This window comes from Pseudoalteromonas phenolica (assembly GCF_044788725.1).
In the GTDB taxonomy this organism is placed as follows: domain Bacteria; phylum Pseudomonadota; class Gammaproteobacteria; order Enterobacterales; family Alteromonadaceae; genus Pseudoalteromonas; species Pseudoalteromonas phenolica_C.
Genome location: NZ_CP173162.1, coordinates 398,583 through 415,042, shown reverse-complemented (window position 1 = coordinate 415,042; position 16,460 = coordinate 398,583). Strand labels below are relative to the sequence as shown.

Sequence of the window (16,460 nt, the reverse complement as noted above, 5' to 3'; positions counted from 1 at the left end):
GTTAAAAAAAACCGGCTTTCGCCGGTTTCTATCAATCTTTTAAAGCACGTCTCAAAATCTTTCCGACGTTAGTTTTAGGTAACTCATCTCGGAACTCGACTAGTTTAGGCACTTTATAATTGGTTAAATTATCTCGACAATGCGAGATTATATCTTTTTCTGTTAAAGAAGGGTCTTTTTTAACAATAAATACTTTAACTTGTTCACCACTCACTTCATGAGGAACACCAATTGCTGCTACTTCTAGCACACCATCATGCATGGCAACAATTTCTTCGATCTCATTAGGGAAAACATTAAAGCCCGAAACTAAAATCATGTCTTTTTTGCGATCTACGATATAGAAGAAACCTTCATCATCGTAAGTTGCAATATCACCTGTTGCGAACCAACCATCTTTAAGACATTCAGCCGTTGCTTCAGGACGGTTATAATAACCTTGCATTACCTGAGGACCTTTAACGCAAAGCTCACCAGCTTCACCTTTAGGGGCTTCTTCACCGTTTTCAAGAACGATTTTCAATTCAGTACTCGGCGCAGGTAATCCAATAGAACCATTGTAGCCATCAAGATCGTAAGGGCAAATTGTTACAAGCGGTGCACACTCAGTAAGACCATAGCCTTCCATTAACTTACTCTTGGTTACTGCCTGCCACTTTTCAGCCACAGGTCGCTGAACCGCCATACCACCACCTAATGACATTTTAAGATTTGAGAAATCTAACTCTGCAAACCAAGGCGTATTTAATAAACCATTAAATAAAGTGTTTACACCAGTAATTGCTGTAAAAGGATATTTCGAAAGCTCTTTAACAAAACCGGGCATATCACGCGGGTTTGTTATAAGTATATTATGACCACCGTACTTCATGAAAGTTAAGCAGTTCGCCGTTAATGCGAAAATGTGGTAAAGCGGAAGTGCCGTAATGACAACTTCTTTGCCTTTATCTAGTACATTATCTAGACAACCTGACACTTGCTCAAGGTTACCGACCATATTTCCATGAGAAAGCATAGCCCCCTTCGATACACCTGTTGTACCGCCAGTGTATTGCAAGAATGCAAGGTCATCTCTGTGAATTTCTGGTTTTTTATAAGCTCTATGATCAGCTGTTACAACATCATTGAATGCAATTGCATTTGGTAATGAAAAAGGTGGCACCATTTTCTTTACACGTTTCACAACAAAATTCACTAAGTGCTTTTTAACTCCACCTAACATATCGCCAATTTGAGTTAAAACAACATGTTGTACGTTTGTTTTACCAATCACACTTTCAAGTGTATGGGCAAAGTTAGCCAAAATGAAAATCGCTTTGGTTTCAGAATCATTTAGCTGATGTTCAAGCTCTCGAGCAGTATAAAGCGGGTTTACATTTACAACTGTACAACCAGCTCTTAATACACCGAGAATGCTAATTGGAGTTTGTAATAAGTTAGGCATCATTACGGCAACTTTATCACCTCGGCCCAAACCTAAAGTATTTTGCAGATAACTCGCAACCGCTTTTGTTGCAATATCAATCTGTTGATATGTCATAGTTTTAGACATATTGCTGTACGCAGGTAAAGAAGCGTACTGAGTAAAACTTTCATCAAATAATTCAAGCAGTGAGTTGTAATGCTCTGGATCAATTGTTTCAGGCATACCTTTTGGGTAGCGCTTTAACCAAATTTTATCCACAGTAACTCCTCGTTTATCGTTCTTATTTTAATCTTAACCTTAATCTATCTAAGGCACTTTAACAATTGAGCAAAAGCTCTAATTTATCGATATTCCCATATTTTTCGATAATGTACAATCAAGTTTCATTATATGCGTCGAAATGAAATGAAATGCTTTGTAAAGTTTCACTGGCGTTTTCCATATGGCAATGGTGACCACCACTGATCAAAACTACCTCTAACTGAGTAAAACACTTTTCAAAAACCTTAAGCTGCTGCTCAATCATTGGATACCCATTAGATGCTTTTAGAAATAGAGTTGGCACTTCGATATTTTCTAAACAAGCCAAGGCCTGTGTTGCTGAAAATCTAAACCCTGAATGTTGTTTAAGTCTTGGGTCCGTTGTAAGTTTTACACCTTCTGGGAATATTTCAACATTTCTACGCATAAGTAATGCAGCATTTTCATACTCTAAATCAGACACTTTAAGTCTTGCAGCAACCACTTCTTCAAAATTTGAAAATAATTTTGTATTGCTTTGCTGTTGAGCTTTGCTTCTTTGTCGAAAAGCGTTTATTAATTGCTGTTTTGACTCACTTGGTTTCGTGGTCACAATACCAATACCATCTATTAAAGCCATTGCTAAAACGTTGCCTGGGTAACAAGCTGCAAATAAATTACAGATCATTGCCCCCATGGAATGCCCGACCAGCATAACTTTCTCACATCGCAATTTTTCTAATAAAAATTTCAGATCATAAACGTAATCAATAAAATAGTAGTGCGCATCATGGCTTCTCCATTGAGAACGTCCATGACCTGGTAAATCAATTGCAATCCAAGTGAAGTTTTTATCCTCATCAATAAATTCAAGCATAGGCTTGAAACTATCACTATTGTCCAACCAACCGTGTAAACAAATTACAATCTGCTCACCTTGTCCATAAATTTGACCTGACAAGCCAATTTCTTTTAGCACATCTAACGTATTTTTTTTGTCACTAGTCATATTTTAATTATTTAATCGTATTTGAACTGGTAATATCTTCTCTTCACTTAAAAATAAAAGCAAAAGAATTCATCTACATCCTGATATTTCTATTTTTAAAGATTTCTTAATATCAAATTTGTAGAAAAGTTTTACACGGGAATTTAAAGGAACACATATGAAATACGCGATGAGCGCATTAACAGCATCGTGCTTAATGGCATTTGGTAGTCATGCATTTGCTACCGAAGCACCAAAGAATATTATTTACATGATTGGTGATGGTATGGGCCCAGCTTTTACCACTGCATATCGTTATTATTCTGACAACCCAAACACCAAAGTAGTAGAACCCACTATATTTGACCAAATCCTTGTTGGTATGGCACACACCTACCCTGATGATGACACTTATGTCACTGACAGTGCAGCAGGTGCGACAGCCCTTAGTACTGCAACAAAAACTTATAATGGTGCAATTGCAGTCGACACGCATAAAAAACCTTTGAAAACCATGCTTCAAGTGGCAAAAGAAAAAGGCATGCGTACTGGTTTGGTATCGACTTCACAAATAAACCATGCAACACCTGCAAGTTTTGCAGCGCATAATGAATCTCGTCGTAACTATGATGAGATCGCTGATGATTACTTCGACGTAAAAATTGCAGGAAAGCTACCTGTCGATTTAATGCTTGGTGGTGGCGTGCAATATTTTAAGCGCAGCGACAGAAACTTAATTAAAGAGTTTGAAAAAGCGGGCTATCAATATACTTCTGAGTGGAACAAATTAAATCAAATTGAACAATTACCAGCGCTGGGGCTATTTGCTGACAAAGCGTTTCCTCACGCAATAGATGAGAATCCAAACCGCTTAGAAAAAATGACTTTTAAGTCTTTAGATTTAATTTCTAAAAACAATGATAAAGGCTTCTTTATCATGTTAGAAGGTAGCCAAATTGATTGGTGCGGTCACGCAAATGATATTGCATGTGCCATGAAAGAAATGCACGACTTTGCCAAATCAATTGAACTTGCCAAAGCGTATGTAGACCAAAACCCCGATACTTTATTAGTTGTAACCGCCGACCATTCTACTGGCGGTTTAACCCTAGGTGCGAATGGTAAATACACTTGGCTACCTGATGAAGTAAAGAAAGTGAATTCTTCTGCTATGACGATAACCAAGTCTCTACTTGAAGCTGATGATTTAAAAACAGCTTGGTCTCAACATACAAGTTTAGCGCTTAGTAAAGACGATTTAGCTTCTCTGTCAAAAGCCAAAAAAGACGGTGATGAAGCGCTTTACAAAGCCATCAACAAAGTCATTAATACAGCAACTTATACTGGCTGGACGACAAGTGGTCATACTGCAATTGATGTACAAGTATTTGCTTATGGCAAAGGCTATGAGCAATTTATCGGGTCACAAAACAACACCCAAATTGCAGAAAAACTAATTCACTTTATCGAAAAGTAATTTATTGAGCAGTAACTTATACAGCAATAATAACCAGTAAAAAGCCAGAACACTGTTCTGGCTTTTTAAATATATAAGCGTGATAGCGGGTATTACTCTCTACCGGGCAGCTTTTTCCAAGTTACCGTATCTCTAACATAGTGCGGCTGCGCATCGGCTGCTTGTACAGTGTTACCTTTTTCAAACTCAACTTCTGCAATTTTTAGCATGTATGCTGCATCAGGTAAGGTAATTTCAGAGATGACATCTAAATTTAAATCGGCCGCTTGCTCAGCATAAGTTTCCCACGCGCTTCCTACCGCAGTTAAGCTTTTAATCGACTCAGGTAAATCAGTTGGCGCACACACCACTTCATTTTCATCAATGCTTAATTCAGCGAGCCCTTTTTCAGATTTACGATAATGTGCGAAATAAATCTCACCCATTCGTGCATCGATACCCGTAACAACAGACTCCACCTGCTTTTCGTCAATGGCTTGCTGTGCCATTGCCTGTAGTGTTGAAACACCCACCAGCGGAAGGTTTGCACCGTAAGCCAGCCCCTGCGCGATTGCAACACTAATACGGACACCAGTAAAACTGCCCGGTCCACGACCAAATACAATGCCATCTAAATCTTGTAACTTACAGCCTGCTTTGTCTAATAACTCAGAAACTAAAGGCAACACTTTTTGGCTATGTTGCTGAGGACAAACTTCAAAATGTTTAACTGTTTGACCATTAAATTGAATGGCAATGCTTAGCGCTTCAGTTGAAGCATCTAACGCTAAAAGGTTATAAGTCATATTATTCTATGTTCTCTAAAAACTGTAATGCGCTTTGAAAATCTCTTGTGCGGCGCATATTAGGTAAGCTTTGTAAAAATGTCTGCCCATATTTTCGCGTAACTAGACGGTTATCGCAAATGACAAGTACACCTTTATCACTGTGATCTCGTATTAAGCGACCGACACCTTGCTTAAGGTTAATGATTGCTTGAGGTAATTGGATGTCTTCAAAAGGCTCACCACCGGTCAATTCGCAATCTTTCATTCTAGCTTGTAATAAAGGATCGTCAGGTGATGTAAAAGGCAATTTATCAATTAACACACAACTAAGCGCATCGCCACGAACATCAACCCCTTCCCAAAAAGAAGCTGTGCCCATTAATACCGCGTTTCCGTGGCGAATAAACTGTTCTAAAATGATCCGCTTGGACGATTGACCCTGCATAAACACGGGATATTCAGTAGCAGTACTTAACCCCTCGTAAACTAAGTGCATGACTCGATAACTTGTGAAAAGTAAAAATGTCCGCCCTTTTGCTGCCTTTATAAGCTCTTTGGCGAGTTTTACCAGGCTATGTGGCATCATATCGTCACTGGTTTCCGGCAAATACCTAGGCATACATAACACCGCCTGATTTTCATAATCAAACGGACTTTCGACCAATAATTGATGCTTAGGTTTTAAGCCCAAGCTCTTATTAAAATGATCTAACGAATCATTTACTGATAAGGTCGCAGATGCAAAAGTAAAACTGGCTTGGGTACGCTCTATAATTTCTTTGAATTTATTTGCGACGTTTAGAGGTGTGATATTGATTGTTAAGAAACGTCGCGTTGTCTCATACCAATAGCTGTAACCCGTTTGTGTGGTGTCAAATGCGCGCTCTAATTGGTTTTTAAACTGCAATACCTTTTCGAATGGGTGCTCAATTTTGTCGCTTCTATCAAGACATAGCTTTAAGACTTTATACAAGAAATCTAAATCTGAAATAACACGGTGCAACGCATCACAAATGGTTTTGCTGGTTAGAGATTCTCGCCAATCTCCCCGAGAACTTTCACCTGCAAAAGCGAGTCGCAGATCGGCAACTGCCGTTTCTAACTTATTGAGTGTATTACCCAATTGCAACATGTCTGGAATATCAGAGCGGTAGATTAAACGCAGATCGTTGATCAAAGCCACCAGCTGTTTGGTACTTATACTGTCACCAAAGTAATCACTGGCAATTTCGGGAATTTGGTGCGCTTCATCAAAAATATAATTATCAGCGTCAGGCATAAGTTCAGCAAAGCCAGAGTCTTTCACCGCCATATCAGCGAAGAATAAGTGATGATTGATCACCACAATATCTGCTTCCATTGCTTTGATACGTGCTTTTCTTATATAGCATTCAGCGTAATCAGGACACTCCTTGCCTAAACAGTTATCCGCCGTTGAGTTTACATAAGGTAATACTTTGGCATCTTCTTCAATACCAACACAATCTGCTAAATCACCCGTATTAGTTTGAGAGGCAAACTTTGCAACCATGGCAAGTTGGTGCATCACATCAGGGTCGTCGGTAGGAACATGGGCTACATGCTGCTCAAGCCGATAGGTACACAGGTAATTTGCACGCCCTTTTAACAGAGCAACTTTTCTACCCTTATTCAATATTTTAGCAAGTTGTGGCAAGTCTCGATGATAAAGCTGTTCTTGTAGTGCTTTAGAGCCGGTGGTAATGATCGATTTTTTATCGCTGAGTAACACAGGAATTAAATACGCGAATGTTTTACCTGTACCAGTGCCTGCCTCGACTACACACTGAGTTTTATTTTCTATTGCAGCATGCACCATCTCAGCCATATCAATTTGAGGCTGTCTTGGTTTATATCCAGGAATATTTAAAGCTAATGGACCTGATTCTGAAAAAAGCGATTTAATTTGCAAGAAGTGACTACAGCAGTGTTTTTTGCAATTGTACGGTTTAGTGTTTAGATGAGCAACCGAGTGTTTGAAAACATGATTAATATGTTACGCCCAAACATCTAAATGCTTACCGTCATCCTCGTCGTTTTCAGTTTGTTTTTGCTTTTTGTTGGGTGATTGCTCGCTGAGTTTTCTTTTGGCGTCTTCTTTTTTGGCCTTATCGAGTTTTACTTTTTCAACTTTGTTATCTATGACACCTGCCACATAAAAAGTCGGCTTATGCGAAACTTCAAGCCTAATTATGTTAGTTAACAAGGGCTTAAATACATCCATTATATCCTCCTACAAGCTTGTACCTACTTCTTATTATCGACAGTTATAATTTATACTTTAAAAAATTCAAAATTTTAGTTGCACTCAATCTGTAAAATATGTTCTTCTAATTACGTTATCAAAATTGATTAAGAGAATTTACATGTTTATTACACTGACAACTATTCATCATCACCATCATACACCCGAATAGCCTGTCAGGTATTTCGCTGGTGGGTTATTCCTAAAAGGAACCTCCCGGCGACTCAACTCAGAATTTATATCGCCCCGAGGTTCCCTCGGGGTTTTTCGTTTTAGAACAAAGGATATAAATAATGAGTACAAACAACCGTTTAAGAATCGCAATTCAAAAATCAGGCAGACTTTCAAAAGATTGCCAAGAACTTCTCAAGCAATTAGGTGTTAAATTAAACCTGCGTGAACAACGCCTAATTGCACACTCAACAAACATGCCAATCGACGTTTTACGTGTGCGCGATGATGATATTCCTGGTCTTGTTATGGACGGCGTATGTGACTTAGGTATTGTTGGTGAAAACGTACTTGAAGAAACACAAGCTGAACGTCAGAGTCTAAACCAATATTCTGAAGTACTAAAACTGTCTAAGTTAGATTTTGGTTACTGCCGCCTTGCACTGGCATGGCCACAGGAACTTGGTCCACAAGATAAGTCTTGGTTTGAAGGCAAGCGTATTGCAACAACTTACCCTGAAATCCTGAAAGGCTACTTAAAGCGTGAAGGTATCAATGCAAGTGCGGTGATGCTAACTGGCTCTGTAGAAGTCGCTCCTCGTGCAGGCCTTGCCGATGCAATTTGTGACCTTGTTTCAACTGGTGCAACACTTGAAGCAAATGGCTTAATGCAAGGTGATACTATTCTTGAGTCAAATGCATGCCTTATTCAAAATCCAAAACTAAACGATGAAGATAAGCTGGCACTAATCAATAAATTAATGCCGCGCTTAAAAGGTGTTAAGCAAGCCAAAGAAAGTAAATACATCATGCTACACGCTCCTAAAGCAAAATTAACCGAAGTGTGTGAACTACTGCCAGGTACTGGTCAACCTACCCTGCTATCACTTGCTGGCTCTGACGATTATGTGGCGCTACACATGGTTAGCAGCGAAACACTATTCTGGGAAACCATGGAAGAGCTAAAAGCACTTGGTGCAAACTCTATCCTCGTTATGCCAATTGAAAAAATGATGGAGTAACAACTGTGTTTAAGTGGAATGAGGGTTCTCAATCAGCACAGGCTGCAATTTTAGAAAGACCTGCAGTCACAGCCAGTGAGTCGATTGAGAAGCAAACACAAGCGATTATTGATGATGTCATTGCAAACGGTGACAACGCATTACTTGAGTTTGCTAAAAAGTTCGACAAACGTGAACAGCCTCGTTTACGTGTGCCGAGCGAAGAAATAGTGCAGAGTGAAGGCTTGCTTGAACCGTCTTTAAAACAAGCCATTGATTTAGCTTATAGCAACATCAAAGCGTTTCACCAACAGCAGCAACCGGTGTCTAAAAAGATTGAAACCGCACCGGGCGTGGTGTGTGAATTAAAATTTGAAGCGATTGATGCAATTGGTCTTTATGTACCAGGTGGCAGTGCGCCACTACCTTCCTCTGTTTTAATGCAAGGCGTGTGTGCACAGCTATCGGGTGCCAAAACTGTTGTATTAGCAACGCCAGTAAATGGTAATGAGCGCATCCACCCTGCCATTTTATATGCAGCTAAACTTTGCGGGATCACCACTATCATCGAAAGTGGTGGCGCGGGTGTTATCGCTGCTATGGCCTATGGCACTGAGTCAGTCCCTCAGGTAAACAAAGTATTCGGCCCTGGTAATAGTTATGTGACCATGGCAAAACAACTACTTAGCCAGTCTGTTCCTGGGTTTGCGATTGATATGCCAGCAGGTCCTTCTGAGGTTATGGTCATTGCAGATGAGCGCGCAAACCCGGCTTTTATCGCTGCTGATTTACTCTCCCAAGCAGAGCACGGTCGAGACTCTCAAGTGCTGCTTGTATGTAATAGTGAAGAAATCATTGCCCTAACACAGCAGCAAATTGAGCTACAGCTAGAAAGCTTATCTCGTGCTGATATCGCACGTGCAGCGCTAGATAACAGTGCCTTGATATTAGTCGATGACATGGCACAAGCGTTTGACGTTTCTGCCAAATATGGTCCTGAGCACCTTATTCTACAAATTGACCAAGCCGACCAATATGTCGGGTTAGTTAAAAATGCAGGCTCAGTGTTTGTTGGTGATTATACGCCTGAATCTGCAGGGGACTATGCCTCTGGCACAAATCACGTACTACCAACTTATGGATACAGTAAAGTCTACTCAAGTCTTAATTTAATGGACTTCTATAGAACATATACTGTGCAAAGTATTACCCCTTCGGGTTTAGAAAATTTAAGCAAAGCGATTTTACCGCTTGCTGATGCAGAAGGATTAGACGCACACGCTAATGCCGTTAAAGTGCGTTTGGAGAATTTGTAAATGAGTGATGTGATCACCACGCTGTTACCAAAGAACATCAATGAGCTAAAAGCGTATAGCTCAGCTAAAAGTATGAAACTATCAGGTTCAACTTGGTTAAATGCCAATGAAAGCCCGTATGCTAAAACTTTTGACGTAAGTCTAGATAACTTGAATCGTTATCCTGATCCACAACCACAAGCAGTGATTGATGCATACGCTGATTATGCAGGCGTAAGCGAAGAAAACGTATTAATGACGCGCGGCGCTGACGAAGGAATAGAGCTGTTAGTTAGAACATTCTGCGAGCCGGGCAAAGATTCAATCAGCATTTTTGCACCAACTTACGGCATGTATAAAGTTACGGCTGATACACACAATATTGCACTAAATATATTGAGCCAAGAGCAACTTATTAACGACGATAAAACTGCAATTTGCGAAGCGTGTGCGCAATCAAAACTGGTCTTTATCTGTAATCCAAATAATCCAACTGGCGCAATTTTACCTGTAGAGAAAATTGCTGAAATCGCTGATGAATTGTCTGGTAAGGCCATTGTTGTTGTAGATGAAGCCTATATTGAATTTTGTGAAGCATATTCTTCTGTCAGTCTGTTACGGGACTTCAAAAATGTGGTTGTCTTGAGAACTCTTTCTAAAGCGTTTGCCTTAGCGGGTTTAAGAACGGGCTTCATGCTTTCGAACAGCGAATTATTGAACGTAGTCAGAAAGGTCATCGCACCTTATCCTGTTTCGACAGTGGTTGCTGCCATTGCTGCCCAAGCATTAAGTAAAGATGCAATCACTCAAGTAAAACGCCAAGTGCAAATTTTAAATGCAGCGAAAGCTGAGCTTTCGTTAGCACTCAAAAACAACAAGCAAGTAGTCACTGTTTTAGACAGCTATGCAAACTTTGTCACTATCCGTTTAAAAGACAAAGCAGTCATTGATGTAGCCATGCAATCAGGTTTGATCATGCGCCCATTTGTATTATTCGACCAAGATGATTGGATCAGAATTTCAATCGGCACAGAGCAAGAATTACAACAAGTCACCGACTGGCTTAATGGCCTCTAAGTAGTAAGGAATAAAAATGAGTCAACCATATCTATTTATCGACCGAGACGGCACATTAATTGATGAACCAATCACGGATAAACAAGTAGACAGCCTTGAAAAGCTGGTACTACTGCCAAATGTTATTCCTGCGCTTTTACAACTTCAAGCCGCAGGTTACCGTTTAGTCATGGTATCTAACCAAGATGGCTTAGGCACTGATAGCTTCCCAACCGCTGACTTCGATATTGCACAAGACAAGATGATGGAAATTTTTTCATCACAAGGGATCAAGTTCGATGACGTTTTGATCTGCCCGCACTTCGATGAAGATAACTGTAATTGTCGAAAACCTAAAACGGGATTACTTACGGAATTAATGCGCTCAGGAAAAGTCGACCTTGCTAAGTCTTTTGTCATTGGTGACCGTCAAACTGATTTAGGCCTTGCTGATAACTTATGTATTCAAGGTATTCTTTATGAAGGTGATTGGCCACAAATTGTTACTCAATTAACCACTCAGAATCGTGAAGCGTCTGTGACTCGCAACACCAAAGAAACACAAATTGATGTTGCAGTTAATCTTGACCGAGGCGTAAGCGGAGAAATCTCAACAGGGTTAGGTTTCTTTGATCACATGTTGGATCAAATTAGAACTCACGCCAATATCTATCTAAATATTAAAGCCTCTGGCGACTTACACATAGACGAGCACCACTTAGTTGAAGATATCGGTATCGCGCTTGGCCAAGTTGTAAAACAAGCCCTTGGTACAAAAACGCAAATTAACCGTTATGGCTTTGCTCTGCCGATGGATGAATGTAAAGCAGAATGTCAGATTGATTTATCAGGTCGCGCCTCATTTGTACTTAATGCCGATTTCTCCCGCGAAAAAGTTGGGGACTTAGATGTACAAATGGTCGAGCACTTCTTTAAGTCTTTCTCTGATAATGCTGCTGTGAGTTTGATCTTGTCCGTATCAGAGGGTAATTGTCACCACCAAGTAGAAGGGTTATTTAAAGCTTTCTCAAGAGCATTACGTGTGGCAATCCAAAAAGATGCGAGCCAATTAACGGCAAGCTCTAAGGGGTGTTTATGATAGCCATTATAAACACCGGCTGTGCCAATATTAACTCTGTGCGTTTTGCATTTGACCGATTAGGCGCTAATCCTGAAATTATTACAGCCCCTGAACAACTAGCACAATTTGACAGAGCAATACTTCCAGGTGTTGGTCATGCATCTGTTGCCATGAAACGTTTGCTTGATAATGGTTGGCAACAAGCCATAGATGAATACCAAAAGCCATTAATGGGCATATGTTTAGGTATGCAGCTTTTGTGTGAGAAAACCTCTGAAGGTGACGTTGACTGCTTGAACAAAATTCCGGGTGCTGTCACTGAGCTCGAAGTAGGCAATTTAACTGCACCGCACATGGGCTGGAATAATTTGGCAATTGAAAAACCTCACGCGCTTACGCAGGGACTCACTGCACAAGATCAAGTCTACTTTGTGCATAGCTTTGCACACAATGTGAATGACTTCACCTTAGCATCTGGCGAATATGGTCAAACCTTTTCTGCCATCGTTTGTAAAGACAACTACGCAGGTATGCAATTTCACCCTGAAAAAAGTGCACAAGTCGGCGCAAAGCTTTTAACAAACTTTTTAAATTGGAATGTATAGGCAGAGGTTAACATGATAATTCCAGCTTTAGATGTACTACAAAATCAAATTGTTCGCCTCTACCAAGGTAAATACGACACAGCCCAGTTCTATCCATTTGAATTAGGAGCTCGTCTGCTAGCTTATCAGAGCTCAGGCGCAGAAAAATTACATTTAGTCGATTTAGAAGGCGCTCGTGATCCACAAAAGAAGCAATGGCAACAAATTCAAGCAGCAACAAAAGCATTAAACGTCCCTTACCAGGTCGGTGGCGGCGTGCGCAGCTATGAAGATGTAAAGCAATGGATTGAAGCCGGCGCGGCTCAAGTTGTTATTGGTTCAATGGCAGTAGATCAACAAGCTCAAGTTGCACAGTGGATAAAAGAGTTTGGCCCTGAGAAATTTGTGATTGCACTGGATGTGAACAAAACCGAATCTGGTTGGGCGCCTGCTACACACGGTTGGCTAAGTGATGCCGACAAAGACCTATTCACCCTACTCGACTTTTATGTGGAGTTAGGGGTAGTTGACTTTTTATGCACGGACATCAGTAAAGACGGCACCATGACAGGCCCCTCTTTTGCCTTGTATGAAGAAATCGTCGCACACAATAACAGCATTAAAGTACAAGCCTCTGGTGGAGTGAGTTCATTAGATGACATTAAACGCCTCGCTGAAATTGGTGTCGGCGGTGTCATATTAGGTAAATCACTCCTTGATGGTGCTTTTACAGTTGAGGAGGCACTTGCATGTTATCTAAACGCATAATTCCTTGCCTTGATGTTAAAAATGGTCAAGTAGTAAAAGGCGTTAAGTTTAAAGGCCACGAAGTTGTCGGAGACATTCTAGAACTCGCCAAGCTTTACAGTAAAGCCGGTGCTGACGAGCTGGTATTCTATGAAATTTCTGCCAGCGTTGAAAAACGTTTACTTGATGTCACTTGGGTGGAACAAATCGCCCGTCACATCGATATTCCGTTTTGTGTTGCTGGTGGCATTAAGTCTGTTGCAGATGCCGCTAAAGTACTTGAAAGTGGTGCTGATAAAATCAGTATCAACAGCCCTGCAATACACCGGCCTGAACTCATTAAAGAATTACACGATGAATTTGGTAAACAATGTGTTGTCGTCGGTATCGACAGTTTTTATGACGCAGAAACAGATCAATACCTTGTTTATCAGCTTACTGGCGATCCAAATGCTTCTTCAAGAACGCGTTACAAAACACAAGAATGGGTTAAACGCGTGCAAGACTTAGGTGCTGGTGAAATTGTATTAAACTGCATGAACCAAGACGGTGTACGTAAAGGCTACGACAATAAACAACTATCTGAAATAAGAGCGATTTGTGACGTGCCGCTTATCGCATCAGGCGGTGCTGGTACCATGCAAGACTTTGTTGATGTATTTGAGCAAAGCCAAGTTGACGGTGCTCTCGCAGCAAGCGTATTCCACAAAAACGTCATCGACATAAACGAACTTAAAAAATACCTAACAAACAATGGGGTCGCAGCGAGATTATGCAACTAACCAAAGAAAACTTATCAAAACTTGATTTTAAAAAGTCCGATATGCTGCCTGCGATCATCCAAGATGCATCAACCGGACAGATTCTAATGCAGGGCTTTATGGATCAAGCGGCCATTGAAATGACCTTTGAAAAAGGTCTAGTAACCTTTTATTCTCGTTCTAAACAACGCTTGTGGACCAAAGGCGAAAGTTCAGAAAACTATTTAGAGCTAGTGTCTGCTCACACTGACTGTGACTTCGACTCTATATTAGTGCTTGCCAACCCTAAAGGCCCAACCTGTCACTTAGGTACAACAAGTTGCTTTGGTGATGCAAAACCTGACTTAGCTTTTTTAGCTCAGCTTGAGAATGTGATTGTTGAACGTAAAGATGCAGATCCAGCATCAAGTTATACAGCGTCATTGTTTGCAAAAGACTTGAGCCGTAGTTGTCAAAAAGTGGGCGAAGAAGGTGTAGAAGTCGCACTAGCCGCCATGAAAAATGACAAAGAAGAATTGCTTAATGAGTCAGCTGACTTGCTTTATCACCTGACAGTTTTATTGCAACGTAGCGAGTTAAACTTAAAAGATGTGATTGATACACTTGAACAGCGTCATAAGTAATTAACCTGATCTCTGGTTAATTTGTTCATCGAAAAATATAAAGCCCAAGTGATTATAAATTACTTGGGCTTTTTTATTACTTTAAAAAGTAAAAATTAAATCGCATTTGGATGCTCTACACCCGTCCATGCTTTATACAATTTAGCTTGACGTTCAGTTGGTGCTTTAACTGCTTTAACCTTTTTAGGTTTATCAAAGTCAGAGGTAAGCTTTACTTTTGTTGTCATAAGTTGATGACGTCTAATAAAGCTTACAGTAACTTCTTGCTCTGGCTCAAACAAAGCCAGCGTCTCTTTTAATGACTTACGTACTTGACGTCCATCTAAAGCAACTAACTTATCTCCGGCTGTTAAACCACCTTGCCATGCAGAGCTTTCTCTCGCTACATGATTTAAAATAAGTAGCTCGCCATTAGATTTTGCCATCACATCCAAATCAGCAACGGCTTTGCTATTGTCTGGGCGTGTATATTCTAAGCCAACAGTTTCAAGCAACACATCGAAGTCAATACTTAGCGGTGATTCAACATTCTCTTTCCACCATGTTGAATAATCACGACCAGAAATTTGCTTTAAAATATTTTGAACATCTTGGCTATTAAAGCTTTTAGGTAATTTGAACTGTTTATATAGTTCTGAATGCACATCTCTGTAACTTACTTTACCTTCACTCTTATCTAGTAAGTCAATATCAAGTGCTAGTGACACTAATGACCCTTCTGAGTAAATATTGGTACTGAAGTTACGGCCATGGTCGCCACCTGCGTTGATCCACTTATCAAAACTGGTTTCAGCAGCTGACTGCACTTCTCTACCCGGCGTTTTTAAATGACGTGAAATTGTTTTATTCAGATCTTTATAAAACTCTTCATTGCTTGTTATGCCAGCGCTTAACAGTAAGTAGTTTTCTAAATAACTGGTTGAACCTTCAGACAACCACAACAAATCCGAATAATTGGGGGCAATGTAATCGTATGGCACTAAGCCTGCTGGACGGTAGTTTTTTACATTCCACGTATGGATAAATTCGTGCGCAGCCGTTGCAATGAAACCAATATAATCATCACGCTTAGCAAACGAATCTCTATGCCTTTGGATTATGGTTGAATTTAAATGCTCAGTCGCACCACGTGCACCGCTGGTCGCATGCACCATAAATACATAACGCTCATACGGATAATCATGCCAAATCAAACTGCCTGTTTTAACGAGCTTTTTAATATCAGAAAGCATTAAGTCAACATCATAATTACCCTCGCCCCAGATAACTAATTCGTACTTACGACCATCCACTTCAAACTTATATAAGTCATTAATACCAGTTTCGATGGGAGAATCTAATAAAATATCGTAGTTATCCGCTTTAAAACTATGCTTGTCATCAGCGAAATCCATCCCAGAGACTGAACGCCACCCTTTTGGTACATCTAGGTCTACAGTTACTGGCTCTTGTCTAAATGAATCACTGAACATAAAAAAGCCTGATGCATCAATAAATGCGTGGCTATCATCAATATGACGAGAACGCATGCCCAATTGATTCGCATAGACTTGGTAAGAAATATTGACTTCAGTTGGCTCATTTAAATGTACGCGCCACGTGTTTTTATCAATCTTTTTCCATTGAAGATCTTCGCCGTTTTCACTTTTTGCATCAAAAAAACGAATACCATTAGCAAGGTCTAAAATTTCATAACGACCCGTACGCCAATCTGGAAGATGCACATCTAAATGAGCTTGAGCTGTTTTGGGAAAAGTAACTTTAACATCACCTAGATGATGAGCTGGTTCATCAATTGATAATTTGTATTCCACATCTGCAAATGCAGGAAGAGCTGCAAAAGCAGCCAGAAGAGAGAGTGTAATTTTATTCATACTTACTACTTGTCAAAAAAAGGCAATACACAAGGCTAGCAAACTCTGAGTGTAAAATAGAAAAAAAGAGTTAAATTGCGAAACCATTCGCTTGTTATGATATGTA

Annotated in this window: 15 protein-coding genes; 9 read left to right on the top strand and 6 right to left on the bottom strand. The window is 40.1% G+C overall.

All coding sequences use genetic code 11. The features are described from left to right. Positions 1-31: 31 nt before the first annotated feature. Both fadD and ACH784_RS19430 read right to left on the bottom strand, forming a co-directional pair. On the bottom strand, positions 32-1,684 hold the full coding sequence (gene fadD / locus ACH784_RS19435; protein WP_404396843.1) for a long-chain-fatty-acid--CoA ligase FadD: 1,653 nt from the start codon (positions 1,682-1,684) through the stop codon (positions 32-34). Positions 1,685-1,802: 118 nt separating this feature from the next. After that, positions 1,803-2,627 carry an alpha/beta hydrolase gene (locus tag ACH784_RS19430; RefSeq protein ID WP_404396841.1) on the bottom strand — a complete coding sequence of 275 codons (825 nt, stop codon included), beginning with the start codon at positions 2,625-2,627 and terminating at the stop codon, positions 1,803-1,805. Between the two features lie 205 nt (positions 2,628-2,832). Here ACH784_RS19430 and ACH784_RS19425 point away from each other — a divergent pair, with 205 nt between their 5' ends. Further along, complete coding sequence (locus ACH784_RS19425) at positions 2,833-4,131, top strand: alkaline phosphatase (protein ID WP_404396838.1); 1,299 nt, start codon at positions 2,833-2,835, stop codon at positions 4,129-4,131. A gap of 92 nt (positions 4,132-4,223) precedes the next feature. Here the strand turns inward: ACH784_RS19425 and tsaB are convergent, their stop codons facing one another. The 3 genes from tsaB to ACH784_RS19410 all read right to left on the bottom strand — a co-directional run bounded on the left by tsaB (position 4,224) and on the right by ACH784_RS19410 (position 7,140). Continuing rightward, positions 4,224-4,916 carry a tRNA (adenosine(37)-N6)-threonylcarbamoyltransferase complex dimerization subunit type 1 TsaB gene (gene tsaB / locus ACH784_RS19420; RefSeq protein ID WP_404396836.1) on the bottom strand — a complete coding sequence of 231 codons (693 nt, stop codon included), beginning with the start codon at positions 4,914-4,916 and terminating at the stop codon, positions 4,224-4,226. A gap of 1 nt (position 4,917) precedes the next feature. Continuing rightward, on the bottom strand, positions 4,918-6,828 hold the full coding sequence (locus ACH784_RS19415; protein WP_404396833.1) for an ATP-dependent DNA helicase: 1,911 nt from the start codon (positions 6,826-6,828) through the stop codon (positions 4,918-4,920). An 84-nt stretch (positions 6,829-6,912) separates the two neighbouring features. Continuing rightward, positions 6,913-7,140, bottom strand: a complete 228-nt coding sequence (locus tag ACH784_RS19410) for a hypothetical protein (RefSeq protein WP_404396830.1) — start codon at positions 7,138-7,140, stop codon at positions 6,913-6,915. A gap of 314 nt (positions 7,141-7,454) precedes the next feature. On the opposite strand from ACH784_RS19410, the gene hisG reads away from it, so the two are divergent. Genes hisG through hisIE form a run of 8 tightly spaced genes read left to right on the top strand, consistent with a single transcriptional unit; the run spans position 7,455 to position 14,480 of the window. Beyond that, complete coding sequence (gene hisG, locus ACH784_RS19405) at positions 7,455-8,354, top strand: ATP phosphoribosyltransferase (RefSeq protein ID WP_058032502.1); 900 nt, start codon at positions 7,455-7,457, stop codon at positions 8,352-8,354. A gap of 5 nt (positions 8,355-8,359) precedes the next feature. Further along, on the top strand, positions 8,360-9,649 hold the full coding sequence (hisD, locus tag ACH784_RS19400; RefSeq protein ID WP_404396826.1) for a histidinol dehydrogenase: 1,290 nt from the start codon (positions 8,360-8,362) through the stop codon (positions 9,647-9,649). After that, on the top strand, positions 9,650-10,705 hold the full coding sequence (gene hisC, locus ACH784_RS19395; protein WP_404396824.1) for a histidinol-phosphate transaminase: 1,056 nt from the start codon (positions 9,650-9,652) through the stop codon (positions 10,703-10,705). It begins immediately after the preceding gene. A 16-nt stretch (positions 10,706-10,721) separates the two neighbouring features. After that, entirely contained in the window at positions 10,722-11,783 is a 1,062-nt protein-coding gene (gene hisB / locus ACH784_RS19390; RefSeq protein ID WP_404396821.1) for a bifunctional histidinol-phosphatase/imidazoleglycerol-phosphate dehydratase HisB, read from the top strand. Then, positions 11,780-12,370, top strand: coding sequence for an imidazole glycerol phosphate synthase subunit HisH (gene hisH, locus ACH784_RS19385; RefSeq protein ID WP_404396818.1), 591 nt, complete (start codon positions 11,780-11,782; stop codon positions 12,368-12,370). Before hisB ends, hisH begins: the two co-directional genes overlap by 4 nt. A gap of 12 nt (positions 12,371-12,382) precedes the next feature. Next, positions 12,383-13,117: a 1-(5-phosphoribosyl)-5-[(5-phosphoribosylamino)methylideneamino] imidazole-4-carboxamide isomerase gene (locus ACH784_RS19380; RefSeq protein WP_404396816.1), complete on the top strand. Its 735-nt coding sequence runs from the start codon at positions 12,383-12,385 to the stop codon at positions 13,115-13,117. After that, on the top strand, positions 13,099-13,878 hold the full coding sequence (gene hisF / locus ACH784_RS19375; RefSeq protein WP_404396813.1) for an imidazole glycerol phosphate synthase subunit HisF: 780 nt from the start codon (positions 13,099-13,101) through the stop codon (positions 13,876-13,878). The genes ACH784_RS19380 and hisF overlap by 19 nt, the downstream gene beginning before the upstream one ends. Then, positions 13,869-14,480, top strand: coding sequence for a bifunctional phosphoribosyl-AMP cyclohydrolase/phosphoribosyl-ATP diphosphatase HisIE (gene hisIE / locus ACH784_RS19370; RefSeq protein ID WP_404396810.1), 612 nt, complete (start codon positions 13,869-13,871; stop codon positions 14,478-14,480). Before hisF ends, hisIE begins: the two co-directional genes overlap by 10 nt. A 95-nt stretch (positions 14,481-14,575) precedes the next feature. On the opposite strand, the gene ACH784_RS19365 is transcribed toward hisIE, so the two are convergent. Then, positions 14,576-16,354 (bottom strand): M61 family metallopeptidase, encoded by a 1,779-nt coding sequence (locus ACH784_RS19365; RefSeq protein WP_404396808.1) that lies wholly within the window; start codon positions 16,352-16,354, stop codon positions 14,576-14,578. Positions 16,355-16,460: the final 106 nt, after the last annotated feature.

Excerpts from the sequence above, each read along its gene's own strand:
- ACH784_RS19425 (WP_404396838.1), top strand. The coding sequence starts at position 2,833 with ATGAAATACGCGATGAGCGCATTAACAGCATCGTGCTTAATGGCATTT.
- tsaB (WP_404396836.1), bottom strand. The coding sequence starts at position 4,916 with ATGACTTATAACCTTTTAGCGTTAGATGCTTCAACTGAAGCGCTAAGC.
- ACH784_RS19410 (WP_404396830.1), bottom strand. The coding sequence starts at position 7,140 with ATGGATGTATTTAAGCCCTTGTTAACTAACATAATTAGGCTTGAAGTT.
- hisG (WP_058032502.1), top strand. The coding sequence starts at position 7,455 with ATGAGTACAAACAACCGTTTAAGAATCGCAATTCAAAAATCAGGCAGA.
- hisC (WP_404396824.1), top strand. The coding sequence starts at position 9,650 with ATGAGTGATGTGATCACCACGCTGTTACCAAAGAACATCAATGAGCTA.
- hisB (WP_404396821.1), top strand. The coding sequence starts at position 10,722 with ATGAGTCAACCATATCTATTTATCGACCGAGACGGCACATTAATTGAT.
- hisH (WP_404396818.1), top strand. The coding sequence starts at position 11,780 with ATGATAGCCATTATAAACACCGGCTGTGCCAATATTAACTCTGTGCGT.
- ACH784_RS19380 (WP_404396816.1), top strand. The coding sequence starts at position 12,383 with ATGATAATTCCAGCTTTAGATGTACTACAAAATCAAATTGTTCGCCTC.
- hisF (WP_404396813.1), top strand. The coding sequence starts at position 13,099 with ATGTTATCTAAACGCATAATTCCTTGCCTTGATGTTAAAAATGGTCAA.
- hisIE (WP_404396810.1), top strand. The coding sequence starts at position 13,869 with ATGCAACTAACCAAAGAAAACTTATCAAAACTTGATTTTAAAAAGTCC.
- ACH784_RS19365 (WP_404396808.1), bottom strand. The coding sequence starts at position 16,354 with ATGAATAAAATTACACTCTCTCTTCTGGCTGCTTTTGCAGCTCTTCCT.